Origin of the sequence: Nonomuraea pusilla, from assembly GCF_900109355.1 — a bacterium.
Classification (GTDB): Bacteria; Actinomycetota; Actinomycetes; order Streptosporangiales; family Streptosporangiaceae; genus Nonomuraea; species Nonomuraea pusilla.
Window position 1 is genome coordinate 56,662 of the sequence record NZ_FOBF01000016.1, and the last position, 19,359, is coordinate 76,020.

The 19,359-nt window shown below is 72.4% G+C and carries 22 protein-coding genes; 6 read left to right on the top strand and 16 right to left on the bottom strand.

The window, feature by feature from the left end; translation table 11 throughout:
* The first annotated feature begins 143 nt into the window (after window positions 1-143).
* A complete protein-coding gene (locus BMX74_RS28790; protein ID WP_055509718.1) occupies window positions 144-764 on the top strand; it encodes a TetR/AcrR family transcriptional regulator in 621 nt (206 codons plus the stop codon).
* Here BMX74_RS28790 and BMX74_RS28795 read toward each other — a convergent pair.
* Genes BMX74_RS28795 through BMX74_RS28805 form a run of 3 tightly spaced genes read right to left on the bottom strand, consistent with a single transcriptional unit; the run spans window position 735 to window position 4,185 of the window.
* Complete coding sequence (locus tag BMX74_RS28795; protein ID WP_091103848.1) at window positions 735-1,826, bottom strand: acyl-CoA dehydrogenase family protein; 1,092 nt, start codon at window positions 1,824-1,826, stop codon at window positions 735-737. The two genes, BMX74_RS28790 and BMX74_RS28795, sit on opposite strands and share 30 nt — an antisense overlap.
* Window positions 1,823-2,986: an acyl-CoA dehydrogenase family protein gene (locus tag BMX74_RS28800; protein ID WP_091103850.1), complete on the bottom strand. Its 1,164-nt coding sequence runs from the start codon at window positions 2,984-2,986 to the stop codon at window positions 1,823-1,825. Before BMX74_RS28800 ends, BMX74_RS28795 begins: the two co-directional genes overlap by 4 nt.
* Window positions 2,983-4,185, bottom strand: a complete 1,203-nt coding sequence (locus BMX74_RS28805) for an acyl-CoA dehydrogenase family protein (protein WP_055509712.1) — start codon at window positions 4,183-4,185, stop codon at window positions 2,983-2,985. Before BMX74_RS28805 ends, BMX74_RS28800 begins: the two co-directional genes overlap by 4 nt.
* Before the next feature lie 107 nt (window positions 4,186-4,292).
* On the opposite strand from BMX74_RS28805, the gene BMX74_RS28810 reads away from it, so the two are divergent.
* A complete protein-coding gene (locus tag BMX74_RS28810) occupies window positions 4,293-4,874 on the top strand; it encodes a GNAT family N-acetyltransferase (protein ID WP_055509709.1) in 582 nt (193 codons plus the stop codon).
* 139 nt (window positions 4,875-5,013) lie between these two features.
* Entirely contained in the window at window positions 5,014-5,634 is a 621-nt protein-coding gene (locus BMX74_RS28815; RefSeq protein WP_091103851.1) for a VOC family protein, read from the top strand.
* Here BMX74_RS28815 and BMX74_RS28820 read toward each other — a convergent pair.
* The 6 genes from BMX74_RS28820 to BMX74_RS28845 form a co-directional block, all read right to left on the bottom strand.
* Window positions 5,621-6,199 (bottom strand): TetR/AcrR family transcriptional regulator, encoded by a 579-nt coding sequence (locus BMX74_RS28820; protein ID WP_256257315.1) that lies wholly within the window; start codon window positions 6,197-6,199, stop codon window positions 5,621-5,623. The genes BMX74_RS28815 and BMX74_RS28820 overlap by 14 nt on opposite strands.
* A gap of 83 nt (window positions 6,200-6,282) precedes the next feature.
* Window positions 6,283-7,239: a DMT family transporter gene (locus BMX74_RS28825; protein ID WP_177227564.1), complete on the bottom strand. Its 957-nt coding sequence runs from the start codon at window positions 7,237-7,239 to the stop codon at window positions 6,283-6,285.
* 120 nt (window positions 7,240-7,359) lie between these two features.
* Window positions 7,360-7,734, bottom strand: coding sequence for a VOC family protein (locus tag BMX74_RS28830; RefSeq protein ID WP_091103853.1), 375 nt, complete (start codon window positions 7,732-7,734; stop codon window positions 7,360-7,362).
* A gap of 35 nt (window positions 7,735-7,769) precedes the next feature.
* Window positions 7,770-9,920, bottom strand: coding sequence for an accessory Sec system translocase SecA2 (gene secA2 / locus BMX74_RS28835; protein WP_055509702.1), 2,151 nt, complete (start codon window positions 9,918-9,920; stop codon window positions 7,770-7,772).
* Window positions 9,921-10,120: 200 nt separating this feature from the next.
* Window positions 10,121-11,161 carry a DMT family transporter gene (locus BMX74_RS28840; RefSeq protein ID WP_091103855.1) on the bottom strand — a complete coding sequence of 347 codons (1,041 nt, stop codon included), beginning with the start codon at window positions 11,159-11,161 and terminating at the stop codon, window positions 10,121-10,123.
* A gap of 194 nt (window positions 11,162-11,355) precedes the next feature.
* Window positions 11,356-12,171, bottom strand: coding sequence for an SAM-dependent methyltransferase (locus tag BMX74_RS28845; protein ID WP_055509699.1), 816 nt, complete (start codon window positions 12,169-12,171; stop codon window positions 11,356-11,358).
* A 105-nt stretch (window positions 12,172-12,276) separates the two neighbouring features.
* Here BMX74_RS28845 and BMX74_RS28850 point away from each other — a divergent pair, with 105 nt between their 5' ends.
* A complete protein-coding gene (locus BMX74_RS28850; protein WP_091103856.1) occupies window positions 12,277-12,621 on the top strand; it encodes a hypothetical protein in 345 nt (114 codons plus the stop codon).
* Between the two features lie 15 nt (window positions 12,622-12,636).
* On the opposite strand, the gene BMX74_RS28855 is transcribed toward BMX74_RS28850, so the two are convergent.
* Window positions 12,637-13,233 (bottom strand): nucleotidyltransferase, encoded by a 597-nt coding sequence (locus BMX74_RS28855; RefSeq protein ID WP_055509695.1) that lies wholly within the window; start codon window positions 13,231-13,233, stop codon window positions 12,637-12,639.
* A 110-nt stretch (window positions 13,234-13,343) separates the two neighbouring features.
* Between BMX74_RS28855 and BMX74_RS28860 the strand changes: the two genes are divergently transcribed.
* Complete coding sequence (locus BMX74_RS28860) at window positions 13,344-13,829, top strand: DUF1360 domain-containing protein (RefSeq protein ID WP_082535654.1); 486 nt, start codon at window positions 13,344-13,346, stop codon at window positions 13,827-13,829.
* Between the two features lie 143 nt (window positions 13,830-13,972).
* On the opposite strand, the gene BMX74_RS28865 is transcribed toward BMX74_RS28860, so the two are convergent.
* The 4 genes from BMX74_RS28865 to BMX74_RS28880 all read right to left on the bottom strand — a co-directional run bounded on the left by BMX74_RS28865 (window position 13,973) and on the right by BMX74_RS28880 (window position 17,932).
* Entirely contained in the window at window positions 13,973-14,263 is a 291-nt protein-coding gene (locus BMX74_RS28865; protein ID WP_055509691.1) for a hypothetical protein, read from the bottom strand.
* 603 nt (window positions 14,264-14,866) lie between these two features.
* Entirely contained in the window at window positions 14,867-15,601 is a 735-nt protein-coding gene (locus BMX74_RS28870) for a TetR/AcrR family transcriptional regulator (protein WP_091103858.1), read from the bottom strand.
* A gap of 28 nt (window positions 15,602-15,629) precedes the next feature.
* Window positions 15,630-16,847: an FAD-dependent monooxygenase gene (locus BMX74_RS28875; protein WP_055509684.1), complete on the bottom strand. Its 1,218-nt coding sequence runs from the start codon at window positions 16,845-16,847 to the stop codon at window positions 15,630-15,632.
* Between the two features lie 131 nt (window positions 16,848-16,978).
* The gene (locus BMX74_RS28880; protein ID WP_091103859.1) at window positions 16,979-17,932 is read right to left on the bottom strand and encodes a TIGR03557 family F420-dependent LLM class oxidoreductase; all 954 of its coding nucleotides are present in this window, start codon (window positions 17,930-17,932) and stop codon (window positions 16,979-16,981) included.
* 70 nt (window positions 17,933-18,002) lie between these two features.
* Between BMX74_RS28880 and BMX74_RS44395 the strand changes: the two genes are divergently transcribed.
* Window positions 18,003-18,152, top strand: coding sequence for a GPGG-motif small membrane protein (locus BMX74_RS44395; protein ID WP_176573589.1), 150 nt, complete (start codon window positions 18,003-18,005; stop codon window positions 18,150-18,152).
* A gap of 191 nt (window positions 18,153-18,343) precedes the next feature.
* On the opposite strand, the gene BMX74_RS28890 is transcribed toward BMX74_RS44395, so the two are convergent.
* Both BMX74_RS28890 and BMX74_RS28895 read right to left on the bottom strand, forming a co-directional pair.
* Window positions 18,344-19,078: a metallophosphoesterase family protein gene (locus tag BMX74_RS28890; protein ID WP_236715150.1), complete on the bottom strand. Its 735-nt coding sequence runs from the start codon at window positions 19,076-19,078 to the stop codon at window positions 18,344-18,346.
* Window positions 19,062-19,313: a BON domain-containing protein gene (locus BMX74_RS28895; RefSeq protein WP_055509681.1), complete on the bottom strand. Its 252-nt coding sequence runs from the start codon at window positions 19,311-19,313 to the stop codon at window positions 19,062-19,064. The genes BMX74_RS28890 and BMX74_RS28895 overlap by 17 nt, the downstream gene beginning before the upstream one ends.
* Between the last annotated feature and the right edge of the window lie 46 nt (window positions 19,314-19,359).

Here is a 19,359-nt window from a genome sequence, read left to right on the forward strand (position 1 = left end):
GGCAAACTCCCTCAATGAGTAGGAAACCACAGGATCTGCCACGCCGAAGATCCCTCGCCGGTCAGGTGATACCCAATCCCTAACCAAGGTGAGCCTAAGGTGACGGAATTAGTACCCGCAAGACCATCAACCGACCAGTCGGTATGCTGGGCTGCGTGACCAAGGGGGAGCATGTGAAAGAGGAACCGGTCCGGCGCAGGCTGCTCGCCGCGGCGACCCGCCTGTTCGCGGAGCGCGGGTTCGAGGGCACCTCCGTGCAGGAGATCGTCATCGCGGCCGGCGTCACCAAGGGCGCCATGTACCACTACTTCGACTCCAAGGACGACCTGCTGCACGAGATCTACGCGCGCGTGCTGCGGATGCAGATGGAGCGGCTGACGCAGATCGCCGACGGCCCCGGCACCGTCGTCGAGCGGCTGCACGCGGCCGCCGCCGACGTCGTGGAGACGACCACCGCCAACCTCGACGACTCCAAGATCTTCTTCAGGTCGATGCACCTGCTCGCGCCCGAGACGCAGAAGACCGTGCGGGCCGAGCGCCGCCGCTACCACGAGCGCTTCCGCGACCTGGTCGCCGAGGGGCAGCGCGAGGGCGTCCTCGCCGCCGAGGTGCCGGCCGAGCTGGTGGTGGACTTCTTCTTCGGCTCGGTGCACCACCTGGGCAGCTGGTTCCACGCGGAAGGGCCGCTCACCGGCGCCCAGGTGGGCAGGCACTTCGCCGACCTGCTGCTGGCCTCACTCGGGGCCGGGAACCCCCGCGAGTGACGCGAGCGCGGCCCGGTGGTCGCCCGGCGTGCCGAGCGCGATCTGCGTGGCCTTGGCGCGCTTGAGATACAGGTGTACGGGATGCTCCCAGGTCATCCCGATGCCGCCGTGCAGTTGCAGCGCCTCCTCCGCCGCGCGCACGGCCACCTCCGCGTTCCACGCCTGGGCCACGGCCACCGACAGGGGCGAGGGGTCGGCGACGGCGCCGCGCGCGGCGGCCCTGGCCCGTACGACGTCGAGCCAGAGGTCGGCCAGCCGGTGCTTGATCGCCTGGAACGACCCGATCGGCCGGGCGAACTGGTGGCGCTCCTTCACGTAGGCGAGCGTCGTCTCCAGGCACCACTCGGCCACGCCGAGCTGCTCGGACGCCAGCAGGCCCGCGCCGAGGCGGAGCACCTCCGCCACGTCGCACTCCCCCACCCGCCTGGCCGCGGCGCCGTCGAACCTCACCGAGGCGACCGGCCTGGTCAGGTCCAGCGAGGGCACGGCCTCGACCGACGCACCCTCCACCGCCTCGACCGCGTACAGGACGCCGTCGAGCGGCACGAGCAGGACGTCGGCCACGTCCGCGCTGGCGACCTGGTCGACGCTGCCGGACAGCCGCCCGCCCGCGTCGAGCCGCAGCGACGCGCCGCGGCCCGGCGCGTACGGCGAGGCGGCGAACGAGACGGCGAGCGCCGCCGTCGCGCGTCCCTCGGCCAGCTCGCCGAGCAGCGGGTCGCCGGTGGGCAGCAGCGCCCGGGTGGCCATGACCGCGCTGGTGAGGAACGGCACGGGCGCGACGGCCCGGCCCAGCTCCTCCAGCACGACGGCGGCCTCCCCGAGGCCGGCCCCCGCGCCGCCCAGCTCCTCCGGGACCAGCAGCCCGGCCACGCCGATCTCGGCGGCGAGGGTCTTCCACAGGCCCAGGTCGTAGACGGAGTTCACGGAGTCGAGGAGCCCGCGACGACCCGGCTCGGACTCCACCCGCCCGAGCACGGCGGCGGGCGGGCAGCGGTCGGCGAGCAGCCCGCGCACCGCCGCGCGCAGCTCCTCCTCGACGTCGGAGTACAGCAGGGTCATCGCGGCAGGTCCTTCCAGGGCACGTCCTTGTCGACACGGGGTTCGGAGGGGAGTCCGAGCACCCGCTCGGCGATGATGTTGCGCAGGATCTCCGACGTGCCGCCCTCGATCGAGTTGCCCTTGGCGCGCAGGTAGCGGTAGCCGGGGCCGCGGCCGTAGAAGTCGACGTCCTCGGAGCGGCGGAACGTCCAGTCGTCGTAGGTGAGCTCCCGCCTGAACTCCACGTCGAAGCCCGACAGCTCCTGGTTGAGCCGGGCGAACGACAGCTTCATGCCGGAGCCCTCGGGCCCCGGATGGCCCGCGGCGAGCTGCTCGCGCAGCCGCGCCCCCGACAGCCGGGTCACCTCGGCCTCCACCCACAGCGACAGCAGCCGCTCGTGCAGGTCGTGGCTGCGCAGCCCGGGATGTTCGCGCCAGGCGTCGAGCACGGCTCCGACCATGCCGCCGCCGCGGCGGACCGGGGCGCCGCCGATGGCGACGCGCTCGTTCATGAGCGTGGTCTGGGCGACCCGCCAGCCGTCGCCGACCTCGCCGAGCCGCAGGTCGTCGGGGAGCCGCACGCCGGTGAGGAACACCTCGTTGAACTCGGCCTCGCCGGTGATCTGGCGCAGCGGCCGCACCTCGACGCCGGGCGCGTGCATGTCGCACACGAAGTACGTCAGGCCCCGGTGCTTGGGGACGCCGGGGTCGGTGCGGGCGACCAGGATGGCCCACCGGGCGTGGTGGGCGCCCGACGTCCAGACCTTCTGCCCGTCGACCACCCACTCGTCGCCGTCCCTGACGGCCCTGGTGCCCAGCGTGGCCAGGTCGGACCCGGCGCCCGGCTCGCTGAAGAGCTGGCACCAGATCTCCTCGCCGGTCCACAGCGGACGCAGGAAGCGGCGCTTCTGCTCCTCCGTGCCGAACGCGAGGATGGTCGGCGCGGCCATGCCGAGGCCGATCGCCTGGACACCGGTGTTGAGCTGGGGCGTCGCCGACAGCTCGTGCTCGACGACCTGCTGCAGCTCCCTCGGCGCGCCCAGGCCGCCGTGCCCTTCGGGGAACCACACCCAGGCCAGGCCGGCGTCGTACCTGGCGCGCAGGAACTCCAGCCGGTCGCCGTGCGGGTCGTGCTCGGCGAGGAACGCCGCGACGCGCTCCCTGATCTGCGCCTCGTTCACATGTACCTCTTCAGCTCGCGGTAGGCCAGCGATCGCTTGTGCACCTCGTCGGGGCCGTCGGCCAGGCGCAGGGTCCGCGCGCCCGCCCAGAGCGCGGCCAGCGGGAAGTCCTGGGACACGCCGCCCGCGCCGTGCACCTGGACGGCCTTGTCGAGGATCCACTCGACGGCCAGCGGCGTACTGATCTTGATGGCCTGGATCTCGGTGTGGGCGCCCCGGTTGCCGACGGTGTCCATGAGCCAGGCGGTCTTGAGCACGAGCAGGCGCTGCTGCTCGATCCTGACGCGGGACTCCGCGATCCAGTCCTGGACGACGCCCTGCTGCGCGATGGGCTTGCCGAACGCGGTCCTGGCGAGGGCCCTGCGGCACATCAGCTCCAGCGCCCGCTCCGCCATGCCGATCAGGCGCATGCAGTGGTGGATGCGGCCGGGGCCGAGCCTCGCCTGCGCGATGGCGAAGCCGCCGCCCTCCTCGCCGATGAGGTTCTCCACCGGCACGCGGACGTCCTCGAAGACAACCTCGGCGTGGCCGCCGTGGTCGGCGTCGGTGTAGCCGAAGACGTGCATGCCCCGCTTGACCTGCAGGCCGGGCGTGTCGCGCGGCACGAGGACCATGCTCTGCTGCCGGTGCGACGGCGCGTCGGGGTTGGTCTTGCCCATGACGATGAAGATCTTGCAGTTCGGGTTCATCGCGCCGGAGATGTACCACTTGCGGCCGTTGATGACGTACTCGTCGCCGTCGCGGGTGATGGACGTCGCGATGTTCGTGGCGTCGGAGGAGGCGACGTCGGGCTCCGTCATCGCGAACGCGGACCGGATCTCGCCGTCGAGCAGCGGACGCAGCCACTCCTTGCGCTGCCACTCGCTGCCGAACATGGCGAGGACCTCCATGTTCCCGGTGTCGGGAGCGGCGCAGTTGGTGGCGGCGGGCGCGATCGCGGGGCTGCGGCCCATGATCTCCGCCAGCGGCGCGTACTGGAGGTTGGTCAGGCCGGCGCCGTGCTCGCCCGGCAGGAACAGGTTCCACAGGCCACGCCGCCTGGCCTCGTCCTTGAGGTCCTCCACGAGCGGCGGGATGTTCCACCCGCTGGTCGCGGCCTGCTCCTCGAAGGCGGGCTCGGCGGGGTAGACGCATTCGTCCATGAAGCGCAGCAGGCGCTCACGCAGGTCCTCGGTGACGCTGTCGAAGGCGAAGTCCATGGGGCGAGCCTACCGACCGGCCGGTATGAGTGTCGACAGGTGGTTCCCCGCAAAAAGGGGCAGGTGGCCGTCCTCGTGACGCCGCGCCCGCCGTAGGGTGACGGGCCATGACCGCGAGAATGCCCGAGCCGGTGGTCCTGGAGAACGACGTCGTCCGCCTCGAACCGCTCACCATGGACCACGTCCCCGACCTCTTCGCCGCCGGGGGCGGGGACGACGAGCTGTGGCGCTGGCTCCCCGTCCCCGCGCCGCGCACCGAGGAGGAGCTCGCCAAGACCGCGCGCGACCTGCTCGACGACGACCGGCACGTCCCCTTCGCGGTCGTGCTCAAGCGGACCGGCAGGGCGGTGGGCTGGACGACGTACATCGACGTGCCCGGCTTCGACGAGAGCGTCGAGATCGGCTGGACCTGGTACGGCCGCGCCGTCTGGCGCACGGCGGTCAACACGAGCTGCAAGGTCCTGCTGATCGACCACGCCTTCGGCCTCGGCCACAACCGCGTCATGCTCAAGACCGACGTGCTCAACGAGCGGTCGCAGGCGGCGATCAGGCGCATCGGCGGCGTGCACGAGGGCACGCTGCGGCGCCAGCGCAGGCGCACCGACGGCACCTGGCGCGACACCGTCTACTTCGGGATCCTGGAGGAGGAGTGGCCCGCCCACCGGGCCCGCCTCACCGCCCGCCCCTGACCCCGCGCCCTCGCCCCCGCCGCCCCCGCAGCCCCTGATGCGCCACTCTGATCCGCGCCGCCCCTGACCCCGCAGCCCCCGGGGCGCTCCCCCGACCCGGTTGCCGCTGAGCCGCGGCGGCCGTTCCTAGACTGGCCCGGTGAGCCTCGACCATCTCGTGTACGCCGCGCCCGACCTCGACGCCGCCGTCGCCGACCTGGAGCGGCGGCTCGGCGTGCGGGCGGCGCCCGGCGGGAGCCACCCCGGCTTCGGCACCCGCAACCGCCTGATCGGCCTGGGCGGCAGGAGCTACCTGGAGATCATCGGGCCGGACCCCGCGCAGGGGTCGCCGGCCTTCCCCCGGCCGTTCCACCTCGACGTGCTGGCCGAGCCCGCGCTGGTCGCCTGGGCGCTCGCGGTGGACGACATCGACGCGGCCGTCGCCGGGGCCTGCGGCCGGGGCTACGACCCCGGCGACCCGGAGGCGATGGCGCGCCGCACCCCCGCCGGCGACCTGCTGACCTGGCGGCTCACCCCGCCGCGGCGGGCCGCCTACAGCGGCCTGGTGCCCTTCCTCATCCAGTGGGGCGACACCCGGCACCCGACCGACACCGGGCTTCCTCAGGTGGAGCTGGCCGGGCTGCACGCCGAACACCCCGAGCCGGACGTGGTGGGCCGCGCGCTGGCCGCCGTCGGCGCCACGCTCGACGTGCGCAAGGGGCCGCGGCCCAGGCTGGAGGCGGTCCTGCGGGGCCGAGACGGCCTCGTCACGCTTGCCTGAGCATCCCCGCCAGCAGGTCGCCCATGCCCTGGGCGATCTCCTCCTGACCCGGCACCTCGCCCGCCCCCGCGATCGCGTCGAACATCAGGCCCTCCGCGTACGCGACGATCTGGCGGGCGTGACGTACGGGATCCTTCGAGCCGAGGGCCGTGAGCAGGCGGACGACGGGCTCGCGGAAGCGGCGGCCCATCTCGTCGTAGATGGCGCGCAGCTCGGGCCGCCTGGTGGCCTCCAGGGCCAGTTCGTACCTCGCGAGGGTGCGCCTGCGGTCGGCGAGCTGGACCCGCATGCCCTCCGCGATCCCCGAGAGCAGCTCCCGCAGGTCGGGCGGGCGTGAGGAGGGCCGGTCCACCTCCGCGTACGCGGGGGCGAGCGCCTGCTCCTCCAGCTCGGTCAGCCGCCGCAGGGTCAGCTCCAGGAGAGCGGCCCGGGTGCGGGCCAGGTTCGACGTGGACCCGGGCGGCAGCCCAGCGGCCTCGTCCACGGCCCGGTGGGTCAGCCCGCGCATGCCGCGCTCGGCCAGCAGGGTGATGGCGGCGTCGGCGACGGCCTGCGAACGTTTCACGGAACCCGATCCTACAGGCCGCACTACAGACGTAGTTAGAACTTCGGGGGCGCGGGGAGGCACAGCCGACGACCGCGCCGTCGTCAGCTCAGCTCGGAGGCCGCGGGCGCCGTACGGGCGGCGGACTCACCGGGCATGGGCTCCAGGGCCGCCTCCTCGACCGGCACCGTCTCGACCGGCACGGTCTCCACCGGGGTGGCGTCCGCCGGGGTGGACGGGCGGGAGTGGTCGGGGGCCAGGCGGCCGAGCGTGATCGTGCCGGCGATGGTCAGCGCGCTCGCCATCAGCGCGGGGATCGCCGTGGACGGGCTGGTCGGCAGCGGCTCGCCCAGCAGGATCGCCCCTGCGAGCACCGACGTGATCGGGTCGACGACCTGCACCCCGGCGTACGCGATGCCGAAGTAGCCGACCGCGTACGAGCGCTGCAGCAGCACGACCGCGCACACCAGCAGCACGGGCACGGCCAGCGTGAACCAGTGCAGCAGCCTGCCCCAGTCGCCCTGCATGCCGCCGCCCACGACCCGGACGAACGTGGACACGCTCGCCGTGACCGCCCCCGCTCCGACCGACAGCAGGAGCGCCTTGGCGGGGCCGCGCAGGCGCGCGGCCACGACCTGCGACACGAGCGCGATCACGGCGATCACGCCGATGAAGCCGAGCGCGGGGCCGTTGTCGAGGTGGGGCGTCACGTCGTGCTGGGGAACGAGCAGCATGAGCCAGAGCAGGCCCACCGCCACGGCCACGGATCCGAAGATCTCCGCCTTGTACGGCCTGCGCCCGTACAGGAAGGCGGCCAGCGGGACGGCGAACACGAGCGTGGCCACGCTGATCGGCTGGACGGCCACGAGCGGCGCGAAGCTCAGCGCCACGGCGTGCAGGCTGGCGCCGGTGAACCCGATCACGCCGCCGATCCACCAGCGCGGGCGCCGCACCAGCTTGAGCGAGGCCCCCTCGGCCACGGCCTCGTACTGCTGCAGCGCCGCTCCGAGCGCGTACCCGAGCGCCCCCGCCAGGGCGATCAGGACCCCCACCCACGTCATGAGCGCCCGCGCAGGGACGATTCCAAGAGCATTGCTCCAGCTTATGAGCCCGCGAGGGTCGAGGAATCATCCTTTAGGCGGAATAGTGGCTCCGCGTACGTCCCGACCTGGGAGAACGTGTCACGAACGGTCGGGGCACACGCAGAACAGGTGGCCCTCCGGGTCGCGCAGCACGATCCACCGCACGCCCTCGTCGGTGACGCCCGGCTGGAAGTCGGGCCTGGTCGCGCCGAGCGCCTCGTACTCCTCCGCCGCCCGCTCGACGTCGGGCACGAGGAAGTCGAAGTGGAACTGCTTGCCAGGGCCGGGCCACGGCGCCGGCTCCCTGTCGGCCACGCGGCCGAAGTAGATCGTGCGCACGCCGTCGCCGACGGCGGCGTACTCGTCCTCCGCGACCTGGACGTCCCAGCCCGTGATCTCGTGGTAGAACTCGGCCAGCTTCTTGGGCTCCGCGCAGTCGAGGGTGACCGCCAGGAGCTTCGCCTTCGTTGTCATGGCTCAACCCTCGCAGCCATACCTGCCATCCTCTGTCAGGTACGTCGCGCGGATGAGCTGACCTTCCTGCGGATCCTGTCCCACTCCGTGCCGAACGGGTTGTCCTGCACCAGGTACGTCCACGTCGCGCTGGGCCGCCTGAGGTCGGGCTCGGGCGCCTCGAACGCCTCCAGCGACCGGCGCTCCACCTCGGCGAGCAGCGTCTTGTACTCCGCCACCGCCTCCCTGTGGAACTCGTCGACCGGGCTCATCCGGCCGAGCGCCCGCAGGTGGATGCCCTCGCGCAGGTCGGTGAGGAACGCCAGGTGCTCGGTCCAGCAGGTGTCGATGGCGTGCAGGACGATCTGCCTGGCGGTCTCGTCGCGGGTGTCCTCGGGCATCGACTCCCACCGCTCGGGGTCGGCGGCGGCCAGGGCCTTGCTCGCGGCGTCGCCGTGCAGCACCTTGTCACGCCATTCGAGGATCAGCTCGCGCTGCTGCTCCAGCAGGCGCGTGTAGCGCCAGGTGTTGCGGTGGATCTCCAGGTTGACGCCCTCGGCCACGCGCTGGGCGTGCGCCACGAGGTAGGCGCCCCTCCGGTGGCGGACGAGGCCGTCGGCGTCGGCCGCGGGCGGCCGCTCGTCGGGGACGAACTGGGTGATCAGGTCGTCCTGCATGCTGACGAAGAACACCGAGCCGCCCGGGTCGCCCTGGCGGCCGGCCCGGCCGCGGAGCTGGTCGTCGAGCCGGCTGCTGGCGTGGCGGCCCGAGCCGATCACGTACAGGCCGCCCAGCTCGGCGACGCCCTCGCCGAGCCTGATGTCGGTGCCGCGGCCGGCCATCTGGGTGGAGACGGTGACCGCGTCGCGCTCGCCGGCCCTGGCGATGATCGCGGCCTCCTCCGCGTCGTTCTTGGCGTTCAGCACGACGGGTTCCAGGCCGCGCCGCTGGAGCAGCCTGGCCAGGTTCTCCGACTCGGCCACGTCGAGCGTGCCGATGAGGATGGGCCGGCCGGTGGCGTGGGCCTTCTGGATCTCCTCGACCAGCGCGGCGTCCTTGTCGGGGACGGTCGGGTAGACGCGGTCGGGCTCGTCCTCGCGCACGCACGGGCGGTTCGGCGGGATCACCGCGACCTTCAGCCCGTAGAACTCGCCGAGTTGCTCGCTGACCGCCACGGCGGTGCCGGTCATGCCGCAGATCTGCGGATAGCGGCGGACGAGCCCCTGCACGGTGATCGAGTCGAGGATCTCGCCCTTCTCGCTGGGCGGCAGCGCCTCCTTGGCCTCGACGGCCGCCTGGAGGCCGTCGGGCCAGCGCTGGAGCAGCGCCACCCGGCCGCGCGAGGGGTTGATGAGCTGCACCTTGCCGTCGCGGACGATGTAGTCGACGTCGCGGGTGAGCAGGGCGTGGGCGTGCAGGGCCAGGTTGAGCTCGATGAGGGCGCCCGGCTCGTGCTCGTCGTAGAGCTCGACGCCGAGGAGGTTCTCGACGGTGTCGGCGCCCTTCGGCGTGAGGTAGACGTTGCGCGCCTGCTCGTCGATCTCGTAGTGGTAGCCGCGGACGAGCTGCCTGACGAGCGCCGCCATCTCCGGCACGGCGTCGCCCGCGTCGGACGCGCCGGCCATGACGAGCGGCACCCTGGCCTCGTCGACGAGCACCGAGTCGGCCTCGTCGATCACGGCGACCTCGGGCGGGGGCACGACGATCCCGTCCGGGTCGGTGCGCAGCCGGTCGCGCAGCACGTCGAAGCCGATCTCGCTGACCGGCCCGTACGTGACGTCCTTGGCGTAGGCGGCGCGGCGCTCCTCGGGGGTGGAGCTCTGGCCGATCCAGCCCACGCTGACGCCGAGCGCCTCGTAGAACGGGGCCATCCACTCGGCGTCGCGCCTGGCCAGGTAGTCGTTGACCGACATGACGTGCACGCGCCTGCCCTGGAGCGCGTACCCGGCCGCCGCCATGGCGCCCGACAGGGTCTTGCCCTCGCCCGTGGCCATCTCGGCGACCTTGCCGTCGAGGAGGGCGAGGGTGCCGAGGAGCTGCACGTCGTACGGCCGCAGCCCGAGGGTGCGGTCGGCCGTCTCGCGGGCGATGGCGCAGAATCCCGCCAGGTCCGTCATGTCCGGCTCGGGCAGGTCGTCCGCCTCGCGCAGCCGGGCCGCGCGCTCGCCCGCCGCCTTGACGACCTTCTGGTACGGCGTCAGGTTCACGCCGCCTGGACGATCCAGGAGGTTCTTGACTATTCCCTTTATCGAGGCCACAGTTCCTCCAACGCGCGCTCCGCAGGCACCGTTCCCTCGGACCGGACGCCTGGCCCGGCGCGGGAGCGGAGCGACGGTACGGCCAGCGTCGCCGTACCGGACCTTAACCCATCCGGCGACCCGCGCCACCACACCGCTCCCGTGCCCCGTCACTCGGCCTTGATCGCGGGCACGGCCACGGCGGCCAGCAGCAGCGCGCAGCCGCACCAGGCCGCGGCCGTGAGCCGTTCACCGAACAGCGCCACGCCGAGCAGCGCCGCCCCCACCGCCTCGCCCAGCGAGATGACGGCGACCGTCGTCGCCCGCAGCGCGGTCAGCGCGCGGAAGAACAGCGCGTACGCCAGGGCGGTCGGCACCGCGCCCAGGTAGACGAGCAACGCCACCGACACTGTGCCGGACCCGGGCACAAACCAGGACGTGCCGGACCCGGGCACAAACCAGGACGTGCCGGACCCGGGCACAAACCAGGACGTGCCGGACCCGGGCACGAGGGACGCCATGCCGGACCCGGGCGCGGGCGATGACGGGCCCGTTCCCGGCAGCACGCCGTCGGCCAGCGCGAACGGCGCGAGGCACGCCGCGCCCACGAGGAAGCCGCCCACCGCCATCCCCTGCGGGTCGTCGCGGTGGCGGCGGGAGTGCAGCGTGACGGCGGCGTACCCGGCGGCGGAGAGCAGGGAGAAGCCGATCCCGGCCGGGCCGGGGCCGGCGGCGCCGGACCCTGGCACGCCCGACAGCAGCGCCAGGCCCGCGAGGGCGGCGGCCAGCGACACGAGGCCGGTCCCGCCGACGCGCTCACCGAGGAGCAGCCGGCCGCCGAGCGCGGTGAACAGCGGGGTCGCCCCCATCGTCACCACGGTCGCGACCGCCACCCCCGCGTGGGCGATGCCGGCGAAGTACGCGGTCTGGTAGACGGCCATCCCGACGCCGGCGACCAGCACGCGCGGCCGCCCCGCACCGGCGACCAACGCGACCGGCCGGGCGAAGGGCCCGCCCGGCGATCTCTGGGCGGCGCACGCCGCCACCCCGAGCAGGAAGGCGGCGCCGAGCAGGTAGCGCCAGAACGAGACGCCGACGGGGCCGAGGCCGCCCGTCTGGAAGAGCAGGGAACCGGCGGCGCCACCGGTGCCCCAGGCGAGCGCGGCGGCCGACGCGTACGCGGCGCCCCGCCGGGCGGAGACATGGGTCATGGATCTCTCCGGAGGAGTGGTTGGGGAAACGGCCCGGTGTGCGGGCAGCAACCACCCCCGGATCGGCAGGATCCGGACGTCTCAGCTGTCGCCGCCCGCTAACGGGCGGGCGGCGGGGAGCAGATCAGGCGTCGCGTCACGGCCACCACCCTAGCGGCCGACGTCCGGGACGGGCAGGCTCGAACGCCTGGCGGTCAGGGTTTGCGGGCGACGCCGCCGAGCAGGAGTTCCTCCCACGGGGCCAGCGGGCCGGGCAGCCGCTCGTCGGGATGCCACTCGGGGAAGTGGACGACGCCCGGCTCGACCAGCACCAGCCCGTCGAAGAACGACTCGACGGCGGCCCGGTCGCGGAAGTAGCCGGTGCCCATCGTGACGTGGAGCATCGTCTCCAGCGCCTTGGCCTTGGGGTTGTCGGAGGCGTACATGTTCGAGACGGCCAGGTGGCTGCCCGGCGCGAGGCGGTCCATGTACGTCCTCATCAGGCGACGGGGATCATCCCTGTCGGGGAACAGGTGCAGCAGCCCGATCGCCAGGATCGCGGTCGGCTGGGCGAGGTCGACGAGGCGGGTCACGGCCGGGTGGCCGAGCACGCCGTCGACGTCGCGCGCGTCGGCCGTGATGGCGTCGGTGTACGGGTTGCCCTTGAGCAGCGCGCGGGCGTGCGGCTCCACCATCGGGTCGATGTCGACGTAGACGACGCGGGTCCGCGGGTCGGCGAACTGCGCCACCTCGTGGGTGTTCTCCACGGTCGGCAGGCCGGCGCCGAGGTCGATGATCTGCCGGATGCCCGCCTCGCGCACCAGGTAGTCGACGACCCTGCCGACGAAGGCGCGGTCGCACCAGACCAGCTCGACCACCTCGGGCACGGCGTCCTTGAGCCGTCTGGCCACCGAGCGGTCGGAGGCGAAGTTCTCCATGCCCCCGAGCAGGGCGTCGTGGACGCGGGCCATGCTGGGCCGCTCCGGGTCGACGCCCGGCGGGGCCCATTCGCGTTCATCGTCAGGACTCACGAGGCCACCCTTGAGGTCGATGGCCGCATGGTAGCGGCCCGGCGTTTACACCGCCACGCCCGGGTAGCGGGCCGCAGGAGGACCGCACGGAGAGGAAGTGCAGCGATGGATCCCTGGGACTACCGGCCTGACGTCTACGACCGCGGGCAGGCCCTGGACCTGGCGGGCTACCGCGTCCACGCGACCGACGGGAAGATCGGCTCGGTGGACGAGGCGACGTACGAGGTGGGGCGGAGCCACCTCATCGTCGACACCGGCCCGTGGATCTTCGGCAAGAAGGTGATGATCCCGGCACGCCTGATCACGCGGATCGACCCCGAGGAACGCGAGGTGTTCGTCGGGCGCACCAAGGCCGAGATCAAGGACGCGCCGGAGTTCGACGAGGACGCCTTCAAGGAGGCGGGCTACCGGACGCGGCTCACGGACTACTACAGCCGCTTCCCGAGCTGATCCCGTACCCGCTGCTCAGGGCCAGAGGGCGTCCCCCATCGGCTTGACCGGCTCGCTGAGCACGCCCAGACGTTCCAGCAGCGTGATGAACGTGATGGCGTACGGCGAGTCGGACACCACGGCGGCGACGCGAGGCCAGTCCACCTGCTCGCGCAGCGCGCGTACCTGCGCGAGCAGGGCGCCGTAGTCGCAGGCGTGCTCCGAGAGCGGCAGGAGCCAGGAGATCACCAGGTCGGTGGCCTGGAGCACGGGGACGATCACCGCCGACGCCTTCATCGGCTCGGCCCGGTCGAGCAGCTCGTCGGTGATGGGGTGATCGGAGATCCGGAAGATCAGATCGACCAGCCGCCCCTCGTCGTACGCCTTGACGAGCCAGTCCTCCGGCGGTTTCGCCGTCCCGAAGCCGATCTTGCGCAGCGCGTCGAGCGCGGCGGGCACGTCGTGCTCGGTGATCACGAAGTCGACGTCGTGGAGCGAGGGCGCGGCCCCCCTGGCGTACGCCGCGCAGCCGCCCGCCAGCGCGAACTTCACCCCCGCGTCCTTCAGCCCGGAGCTGGCGCGTTTCAGCGTGTCCAGGATCGCGTCGGTGACGGCGTGGCCGTGGCTGCTCATGTGATCGGGCTACCCGAACAGCCCCTGAATAGGCACAGAATCATCCTGTTTTGCACCCTTACTTGGCAGCGCCTGAGTAGAGCCTTGACATGGGGGTAGCGCCAGCCTCCATGACCGACATCCTGGAGCAGACCGAGCAGGCGTACCAGGGCGACCACCACCGTCCGCTCGGCGGTTACGTCCGCATCCTCGCCGCGTACGGCGGCGTGGTCGCCGCGGCGGCGGCGGCCGCCGCGATCACCGGGCGCCGCCCGCCCGAGCGCATCAGCGTCATGGACCTCGTGCTCATGGCGTGCTGCACGCACAAGGCGTCGCGGCGGCTGGCCAAGGACCCTGTGACCAGCCCGATCCGCGCGCCGTTCACCCGCTACGAGGGGGAGAGCGGCCCCGCGGAGGTGCAGGAGGCGCCGAGGGGCCCGATCGGCGAGCTGCTCGCCTGCCCCTTCTGCCTCGCCCAGTGGACGGCCACCGGTTACGCCATCGGGATGGTCTTCGCCCCCCGGGTCACCCGGCTCGCCGGGGCCACGATGACGGCGGTGGCCGTCTCCGACTGGCTGCAGCTGGCGTACGCCAAGCTGATGAAGTCGGCAAGCTGACGAAGTCGGCCTCCTGGCGCGGGCGCGGGAGCCCACCTCCCGGCCTCGCGCACGAGGACGTGGGCGGGAGCCCGCCTCCCCGCCTCGCGCACGAGGACGGGGCACGCCCTCGCGGACCTGCCCCGCCGTCGAGACGCTCCTCCCTAGTCGTGGTCACCGTGGTGATGGTCTCCGTGGTGGTCGCCGTGGTGGTCGCCGTGGTCCCACCAGCCCCCGTGATGGTGGCCGTGGTGATGGCCGCCCCACCACCACCAGTGGTGGTGACCATGGTGGTGGTGATCCCAGTGGTCGTCTCCGTGGTCGTCGTGGTGGCCGGCCGGCACGATCGAGGCCGGCTTGAGCGTGTCCGCCTGGGCGGCCTGCGCCGGCGGCGCCAGGGGCGCCGCGAACGCGGCCGCGGCCACGACGGCCGACGCGACGGCTTGCTTCATCATGAGGATCGCTCCTCCGGATCGTCGGGTCCCGCCCAGGACCCTGCCTGGACGGCCGGAGCTCGCATCGGTCTCCCGGGAACGCCGAAACGGCGATGGACCTGGGGACGCCCGGATCGCCTGGTGCCGGCGAACGCCCGCGCCCCGGCGCCGCGGCACGCGCCCCCGTGTCGGTCAGGGGCGGTGGCCGCCGGGCCGTCCGGCGGCCCTGCGCGGCGGGATCCGTGCCTGTCCCCGGTTCTCACGCTAGGGAGAGGACGGCCCCGTGTCATCCACCACAGGCAAAGGCCCGGTCCGGGGCGGATTACCTCGACCGCGACGGCCCGCCGCCGGTGCCGGACGAACAGGTCCTGAGTCACCGTGAAGCGGTCGACGACACCCGCGTCCCGCTCACTGATCGCCTACGACCACGGACCGGCCTCTGGACTTGCTCCGTCCAGGTGCTGCCGACGTCACGTCGTGCGCATCGAGGGCAGCCGAGGTGAAGTCCGCGATGAGTCCCGGGTCCCGTGCGCTGTCCCGAGCCGCGAGGACCCTTCGCCGGGAGGTCGAGCCTGTCGTCCGCGTGGCGCGGTCCAGGCGGGCCTTCCGGCTTTCCCCGCAGCTTCACTGCTGGAGGTTCTGGCTGCGGTCGATGAGGTCCAGAACGGCGTCCCTGGTCTGGCGGAAGACGGCGACGGTGCCGTCGGCGGCCGCGGTGACGGCCTGCTCGGCGGGCGCGACCGCGGGCTCGAGCAGCAGGGCCACGGTGTCGGCGAGGACCTCGCCGGGGTCGCCGACACGGGTCGGAGCGGAATCGGGGTTCGACATGGTGGTGCCGAAGCCGACGAGCACGGCGTGCATGGCGTAGGACTGGTCGGCCAGCGGACGGTCCTGGCGGAGCAGCCCGTGCTCGCGCAGGATCGGCATGACCGCCTGGCACATGGCACTGGGCTGGGTGCGGTCGAACAGGTCACGGTCGCCCGCCTGCTCGGTGAGCAGCCGCAGCAGTTCGCCGTCCTTGGCGGCGAGGCGGCGTGCCAGCGGGGATCGCAGCCCGGTACGGACCAGCAGCGGGGCCAGGTGGCGCGGCAGGACGACGGCGGGGTCGGCGGTGACCCGGGTGATGAGCTCGTCCAGGAAGGACAGCAGTTCGCGGGCGAACAGGCCGAGGATGAGGTCCTCCTTGGTGGGCCAGTACAGGTAGACGGTGCCCTTGCCGACCCCGGCCGCCGCGGCGATCTCGCTGACGGTGACCTTGCGCACGCCGTGATCGGCCACCAGCTCGCGGGCGCTGTCCAGGATGCGGGCGGCCTTGTGCGAGTGGTGTTCGACGAGCCGGCTCACCGTGCTGTCCTCCATCTTCGTGCGGTCGGGATGCCCGGCCGTGTCAGGGGGCCGCGACGTCGATGTTCTTGGCCCGCATGTCCTTGCTGTCGAACATTCTCCTGCCCATCGCCCTGCCGACGCCCGGCATCCGCATCAGGCGCATCATCCCGGCTCGCAGGAGATGCTCCTTGCGGTCATGCGGGGTGAAGATGCGCCGTCCGGGCCAGGCGCTCTCCTGCTGCAGGTGGATGAACGGCCTCATACGGGCCTCCCAGGCCCGTAGCGCGCCGGGCAGGTCGCCGGGATGGCGCCGCAGCATGGTGCCCAGCAGTTCGCCGCCGGCCATGCCGCTGGAGGCGCCCATGCCCGCATACAGGGTGACGCACCAGGCGGCGTCGCCGATCAGGACGACCCGGCCGCGGTGCCAGCGCGGCAGCTTGACCTGCTGCACCGAATCGAACAGCGCGTCGGGTGCCTGCGCGTAGCGCGTCAGCAGCCCTTCCAGCAGGGGGCCCGTGGGTTCGGGGCCGAAGGCGGCGCGGATGGACGCGATCGGCGGGCGGCGGAACTCGGCGTCGATGTCGGCGGTGCGGTAGGAGAACAGCAGGCTCGGCGCGTGATCGGCGAACGGGAAGGCCCACACGGAACGGCCCGGCTCGGCCAGGACCAGACCCTCGTGCAGGCCGAAGCCGTCGACCGGGCCGTCGAGCACGGTGGCGCCGACCATGTAGTTCAGGGGGTGCAGGTACTCCTCGGGGCCGAAGACGAGCCTGCGCACCGTGGAGCGCATCCCGTCGGCGCCGATCACCAGGTCGAACCGCTCGGTGACGGTGGTGTCCGTGGTCGTGTCGTGCAGCGTCACCTCGGCCGCGGCGTCGTCCTGCGTGATGCGGGTGGGGACGGTGGCGTAGCGGATCTCCACGTCGTCCGGCAGCGCCGCGAACAGACCTCGTTCCACGTCGCCGCGCAGCAGCGGCCGGGGGCCCGCGGCCATGGCGAAGGGATTCATGCCGGGACGGCGGCGCCCCGCGCGGTCCACCTCGTAGCTGGTGACGTGGGGACCGCTGCGGTCGCCGATCGCCTCCAGAACGCCCAGCCGCCGGGCCGAGGCGATGCCGGCGCCGAACAGCACGATGAAGTATCCGCCGGAGCGGCGCGCGGGCGCCCGTTCCACCACCACCGGCTCCCACCCGACCTGGTGCAGCCGCAACGCGGTGGCGATGCCGGTGATCCCCAGCCCGACCACCAGCGCCCGGCCGGCCTTGCCGACCTCGGTCATGACGACTCCTCTCATGAGCTCCAGGCCATGCTAGCCGACCAACTGACCAAAATGGTTCTATGGGTCAGTCGCACTCGGGCCGAGAAGAAGCCGCACCGAGCAGCACCTCCGGCTGCGAAGCTCAGGGAGGTCTAGCGCAGGCGCGGGAGCACCTCCCTGGCGTAGAAGTCGAAGAAGGCGTCCTGGTCGGGGCCGATCTGGTTGACGTACACCTCGTCGTAGCCCGCCTGCACGTACTCCGAGAGCGCGCGGGCGTGGACCTCGGGGTCGGGTCCGACGGGGGCGCCCCCGACCGCCTCCTCCTCGGTGACCGACTCCGACAGCTGCTCGAAGTGGCGGGGCAGCGGCAGGAGCTGCGACGCCTCGCCCTTGAGCCCCTGGTTGGGCCACAGCCGGTGCACGGTCCTGCGCGCCTCGGCCTCGTCGGCGGCGTAGCACGCCTTGAGCCCGCCCACGGCGGGCTTGCCCGCCCCGCCCGAGGCGCGGAACAGCTTCACCCACTCGGCGTTCGGCGCGGTGGCGACGTAGCCGTCGGCGACACGCCCGGCCACCTCGATGGACTTCTCCCCGAAGCCCGACATGTAGACGGGCGGCGGCTCGCCGGGCAGCGTGTAGAGCCTGGCGGTGTCGACGCGGTAGTGGCGGCCCCGGTGCGTCAGCTGCCTGCCGGTGAACAGCTCGCGGATGAGGCCGACGGCCTCCTCCAGCATCTCCAGCCGCTCGTCGAGCGGCGGCCAGCGCGTGGCGACGACGTGCTCGTTGAGCGCCTCGCCCGTGCCCACGCCGAGGCGGAACCGGCCGCCGGTCAGTACGCCCGCCGTGGCGGCGGCCTGGGCGACGATCACCGGGTGGACCCGCATGATCGGGCACGTCACGGCGGTGGCGATCGGCAGGGACGTGGCCTGGGCCACGGCGCCGATCACAGGCCAGACGAAGGGCGACTGGCCCTGGACGTCGAGCCACGGGTGGAAGTGGTCGGAGATCCACAGGGCCTCGAAGCCGGCGCGTTCGGCGGCTTGCGCCTGCCTTACCAGCTCTTTCGGGCCATGCTCCTCGCATGACAGGAAATAGCCAAATCTCGTCATAAGCGTCCACCTGCCCCTTTAGAAGGGGAAAAACATGTTACGGAGTCCCCAAGAGGGGCAGTTGCGTGGCATGGCTACTTTGCTCTGGATCATCGCCGTCATCCTCGTCATCGCCGGGATCTATGTGATTCTGGCCAGGCGCGACATCCTCTGGGGGATCGTGCTCATCGTCCTCGGCTTCCTCGTGGGTCCGGGTGGGATCAGCATCTTCCATGTCTAGCGTCGCCCGTCAACCGTCCGTCTCCAAGCTGGGCCGATCTCCGAGAACGGCCCAGCCTAGTTTTTGCCTGAAACAAGAAATGACGTCCGGGAAAGACGCGGCGGGCGGCCGAGGCCGCCCGCCGCGCGGGATTCACGCCACCTGACCGGGCCGGCGCGCGGGACTCACGCCACCTGACCAGGTCCGCCCGGCTAGCAGGCGCCGTCCATGCAGTAGACCGCGTACGGCTTGCCGAGCACCGGCAGGGCCACGTTGCGCACCCGGATCCCGCCGGGCGTGATGCCCTTCTCGGTGCCGCGGTGCGCGTGGCCGTGCAGGATGAGGTCGGCCCCGACCGTGTCCACCGCCTCGGCCAGCAGGTAGCTGCCGAGGAAGGGGTAGATCTCCGGCGGTTCGCCCTCCAGCGTCTCCTTGATGGGGGAATAGTGCGACAGCACGACGCGGTGGTCGGCCACGATCTCCTTCAGCGCGACCTTCCAGGCCTCGGCGATGAAGCGGGTGTGCGAGACGAAGTTCTTGATCTCGCGCTCGCCGAACTCGCTGGCGCACTTGCCGGCGTACCCCCCGCCGAAGCCCTTGCCCCCGACCACGCCCAGCTTCGACTCGCCGATCTCCAGGACGACGCCGTCGTCGTCGAGCACGATCACCCCGGCGTCGCGCAGCTCGCTCGCGATCTCGAACTGCAGGTCGGAGTGGTAGTCGTGGTTGCCGAGCACCGTGACGACGGGAACGGGCAGGTCGCGCAGCTCGTCGGCCACGACCCTGCCCTCCTCCAGCGTCCCGTGGCGGGTGAGGTCGCCCGCGACCAGCAGGACGTCCGCCCGCTGCTCGATGCCTTCGAGCCTCCGCCGGTACCGGCCTCTGGCGTCCTCACCGAGGTGGATGTCGCCGACGGCCGCTATCCGCAGGTCAGTCAAGGTGCTCATCCTCTCCCTGGTCGAAGACGTCCCCCACGATGGTGATCTCGTTGTGCAGGTGCAGCTCGGGGGCGGCCTCGTGCGCCACCAGGCCGAGCCTGTCGCGCTGCCCGGCCTCGCTCACCTGCCCGCGCAGGAAGAGCTGGTCGCCTCGCACGTCGACGCGGATGCCGAGCTCGTTGGTTCGCCCGTCCTCGGCCAGCGCCTGCTGCACGCGGGCCGCGACGTACTGCGGAGCTTCCATTCGCTCGCCTCCTTCTCCTGTCGCCGCATGCCCAAGCAAAAAAGCC

What these genes read in the sequence shown, in the direction of transcription:
- BMX74_RS28790 (WP_055509718.1), top strand. Translation starts at nt 144, where the DNA reads ATGCTGGGCTGCGTGACCAAGGGGGAGCATGTGAAAGAGGAACCGGTC.
- BMX74_RS28795 (WP_091103848.1), bottom strand. Translation starts at nt 1,826, where the DNA reads ATGACCCTGCTGTACTCCGACGTCGAGGAGGAGCTGCGCGCGGCGGTG.
- BMX74_RS28805 (WP_055509712.1), bottom strand. Translation starts at nt 4,185, where the DNA reads ATGGACTTCGCCTTCGACAGCGTCACCGAGGACCTGCGTGAGCGCCTG.
- BMX74_RS28810 (WP_055509709.1), top strand. Translation starts at nt 4,293, where the DNA reads ATGACCGCGAGAATGCCCGAGCCGGTGGTCCTGGAGAACGACGTCGTC.
- BMX74_RS28825 (WP_177227564.1), bottom strand. Translation starts at nt 7,239, where the DNA reads ATGACGTGGGTGGGGGTCCTGATCGCCCTGGCGGGGGCGCTCGGGTAC.
- BMX74_RS28830 (WP_091103853.1), bottom strand. Translation starts at nt 7,734, where the DNA reads ATGACAACGAAGGCGAAGCTCCTGGCGGTCACCCTCGACTGCGCGGAG.
- BMX74_RS28840 (WP_091103855.1), bottom strand. Translation starts at nt 11,161, where the DNA reads ATGACCCATGTCTCCGCCCGGCGGGGCGCCGCGTACGCGTCGGCCGCC.
- BMX74_RS28850 (WP_091103856.1), top strand. Translation starts at nt 12,277, where the DNA reads ATGGATCCCTGGGACTACCGGCCTGACGTCTACGACCGCGGGCAGGCC.
- BMX74_RS28855 (WP_055509695.1), bottom strand. Translation starts at nt 13,233, where the DNA reads ATGAGCAGCCACGGCCACGCCGTCACCGACGCGATCCTGGACACGCTG.
- BMX74_RS28860 (WP_082535654.1), top strand. Translation starts at nt 13,344, where the DNA reads ATGACCGACATCCTGGAGCAGACCGAGCAGGCGTACCAGGGCGACCAC.
- BMX74_RS28865 (WP_055509691.1), bottom strand. Translation starts at nt 14,263, where the DNA reads ATGATGAAGCAAGCCGTCGCGTCGGCCGTCGTGGCCGCGGCCGCGTTC.
- BMX74_RS28870 (WP_091103858.1), bottom strand. Translation starts at nt 15,601, where the DNA reads ATGGAGGACAGCACGGTGAGCCGGCTCGTCGAACACCACTCGCACAAG.
- BMX74_RS28875 (WP_055509684.1), bottom strand. Translation starts at nt 16,847, where the DNA reads ATGACCGAGGTCGGCAAGGCCGGCCGGGCGCTGGTGGTCGGGCTGGGG.
- BMX74_RS28880 (WP_091103859.1), bottom strand. Translation starts at nt 17,932, where the DNA reads ATGACGAGATTTGGCTATTTCCTGTCATGCGAGGAGCATGGCCCGAAA.
- BMX74_RS44395 (WP_176573589.1), top strand. Translation starts at nt 18,003, where the DNA reads ATGGCTACTTTGCTCTGGATCATCGCCGTCATCCTCGTCATCGCCGGG.
- BMX74_RS28890 (WP_236715150.1), bottom strand. Translation starts at nt 19,078, where the DNA reads ATGAGCACCTTGACTGACCTGCGGATAGCGGCCGTCGGCGACATCCAC.
- BMX74_RS28895 (WP_055509681.1), bottom strand. Translation starts at nt 19,313, where the DNA reads ATGGAAGCTCCGCAGTACGTCGCGGCCCGCGTGCAGCAGGCGCTGGCC.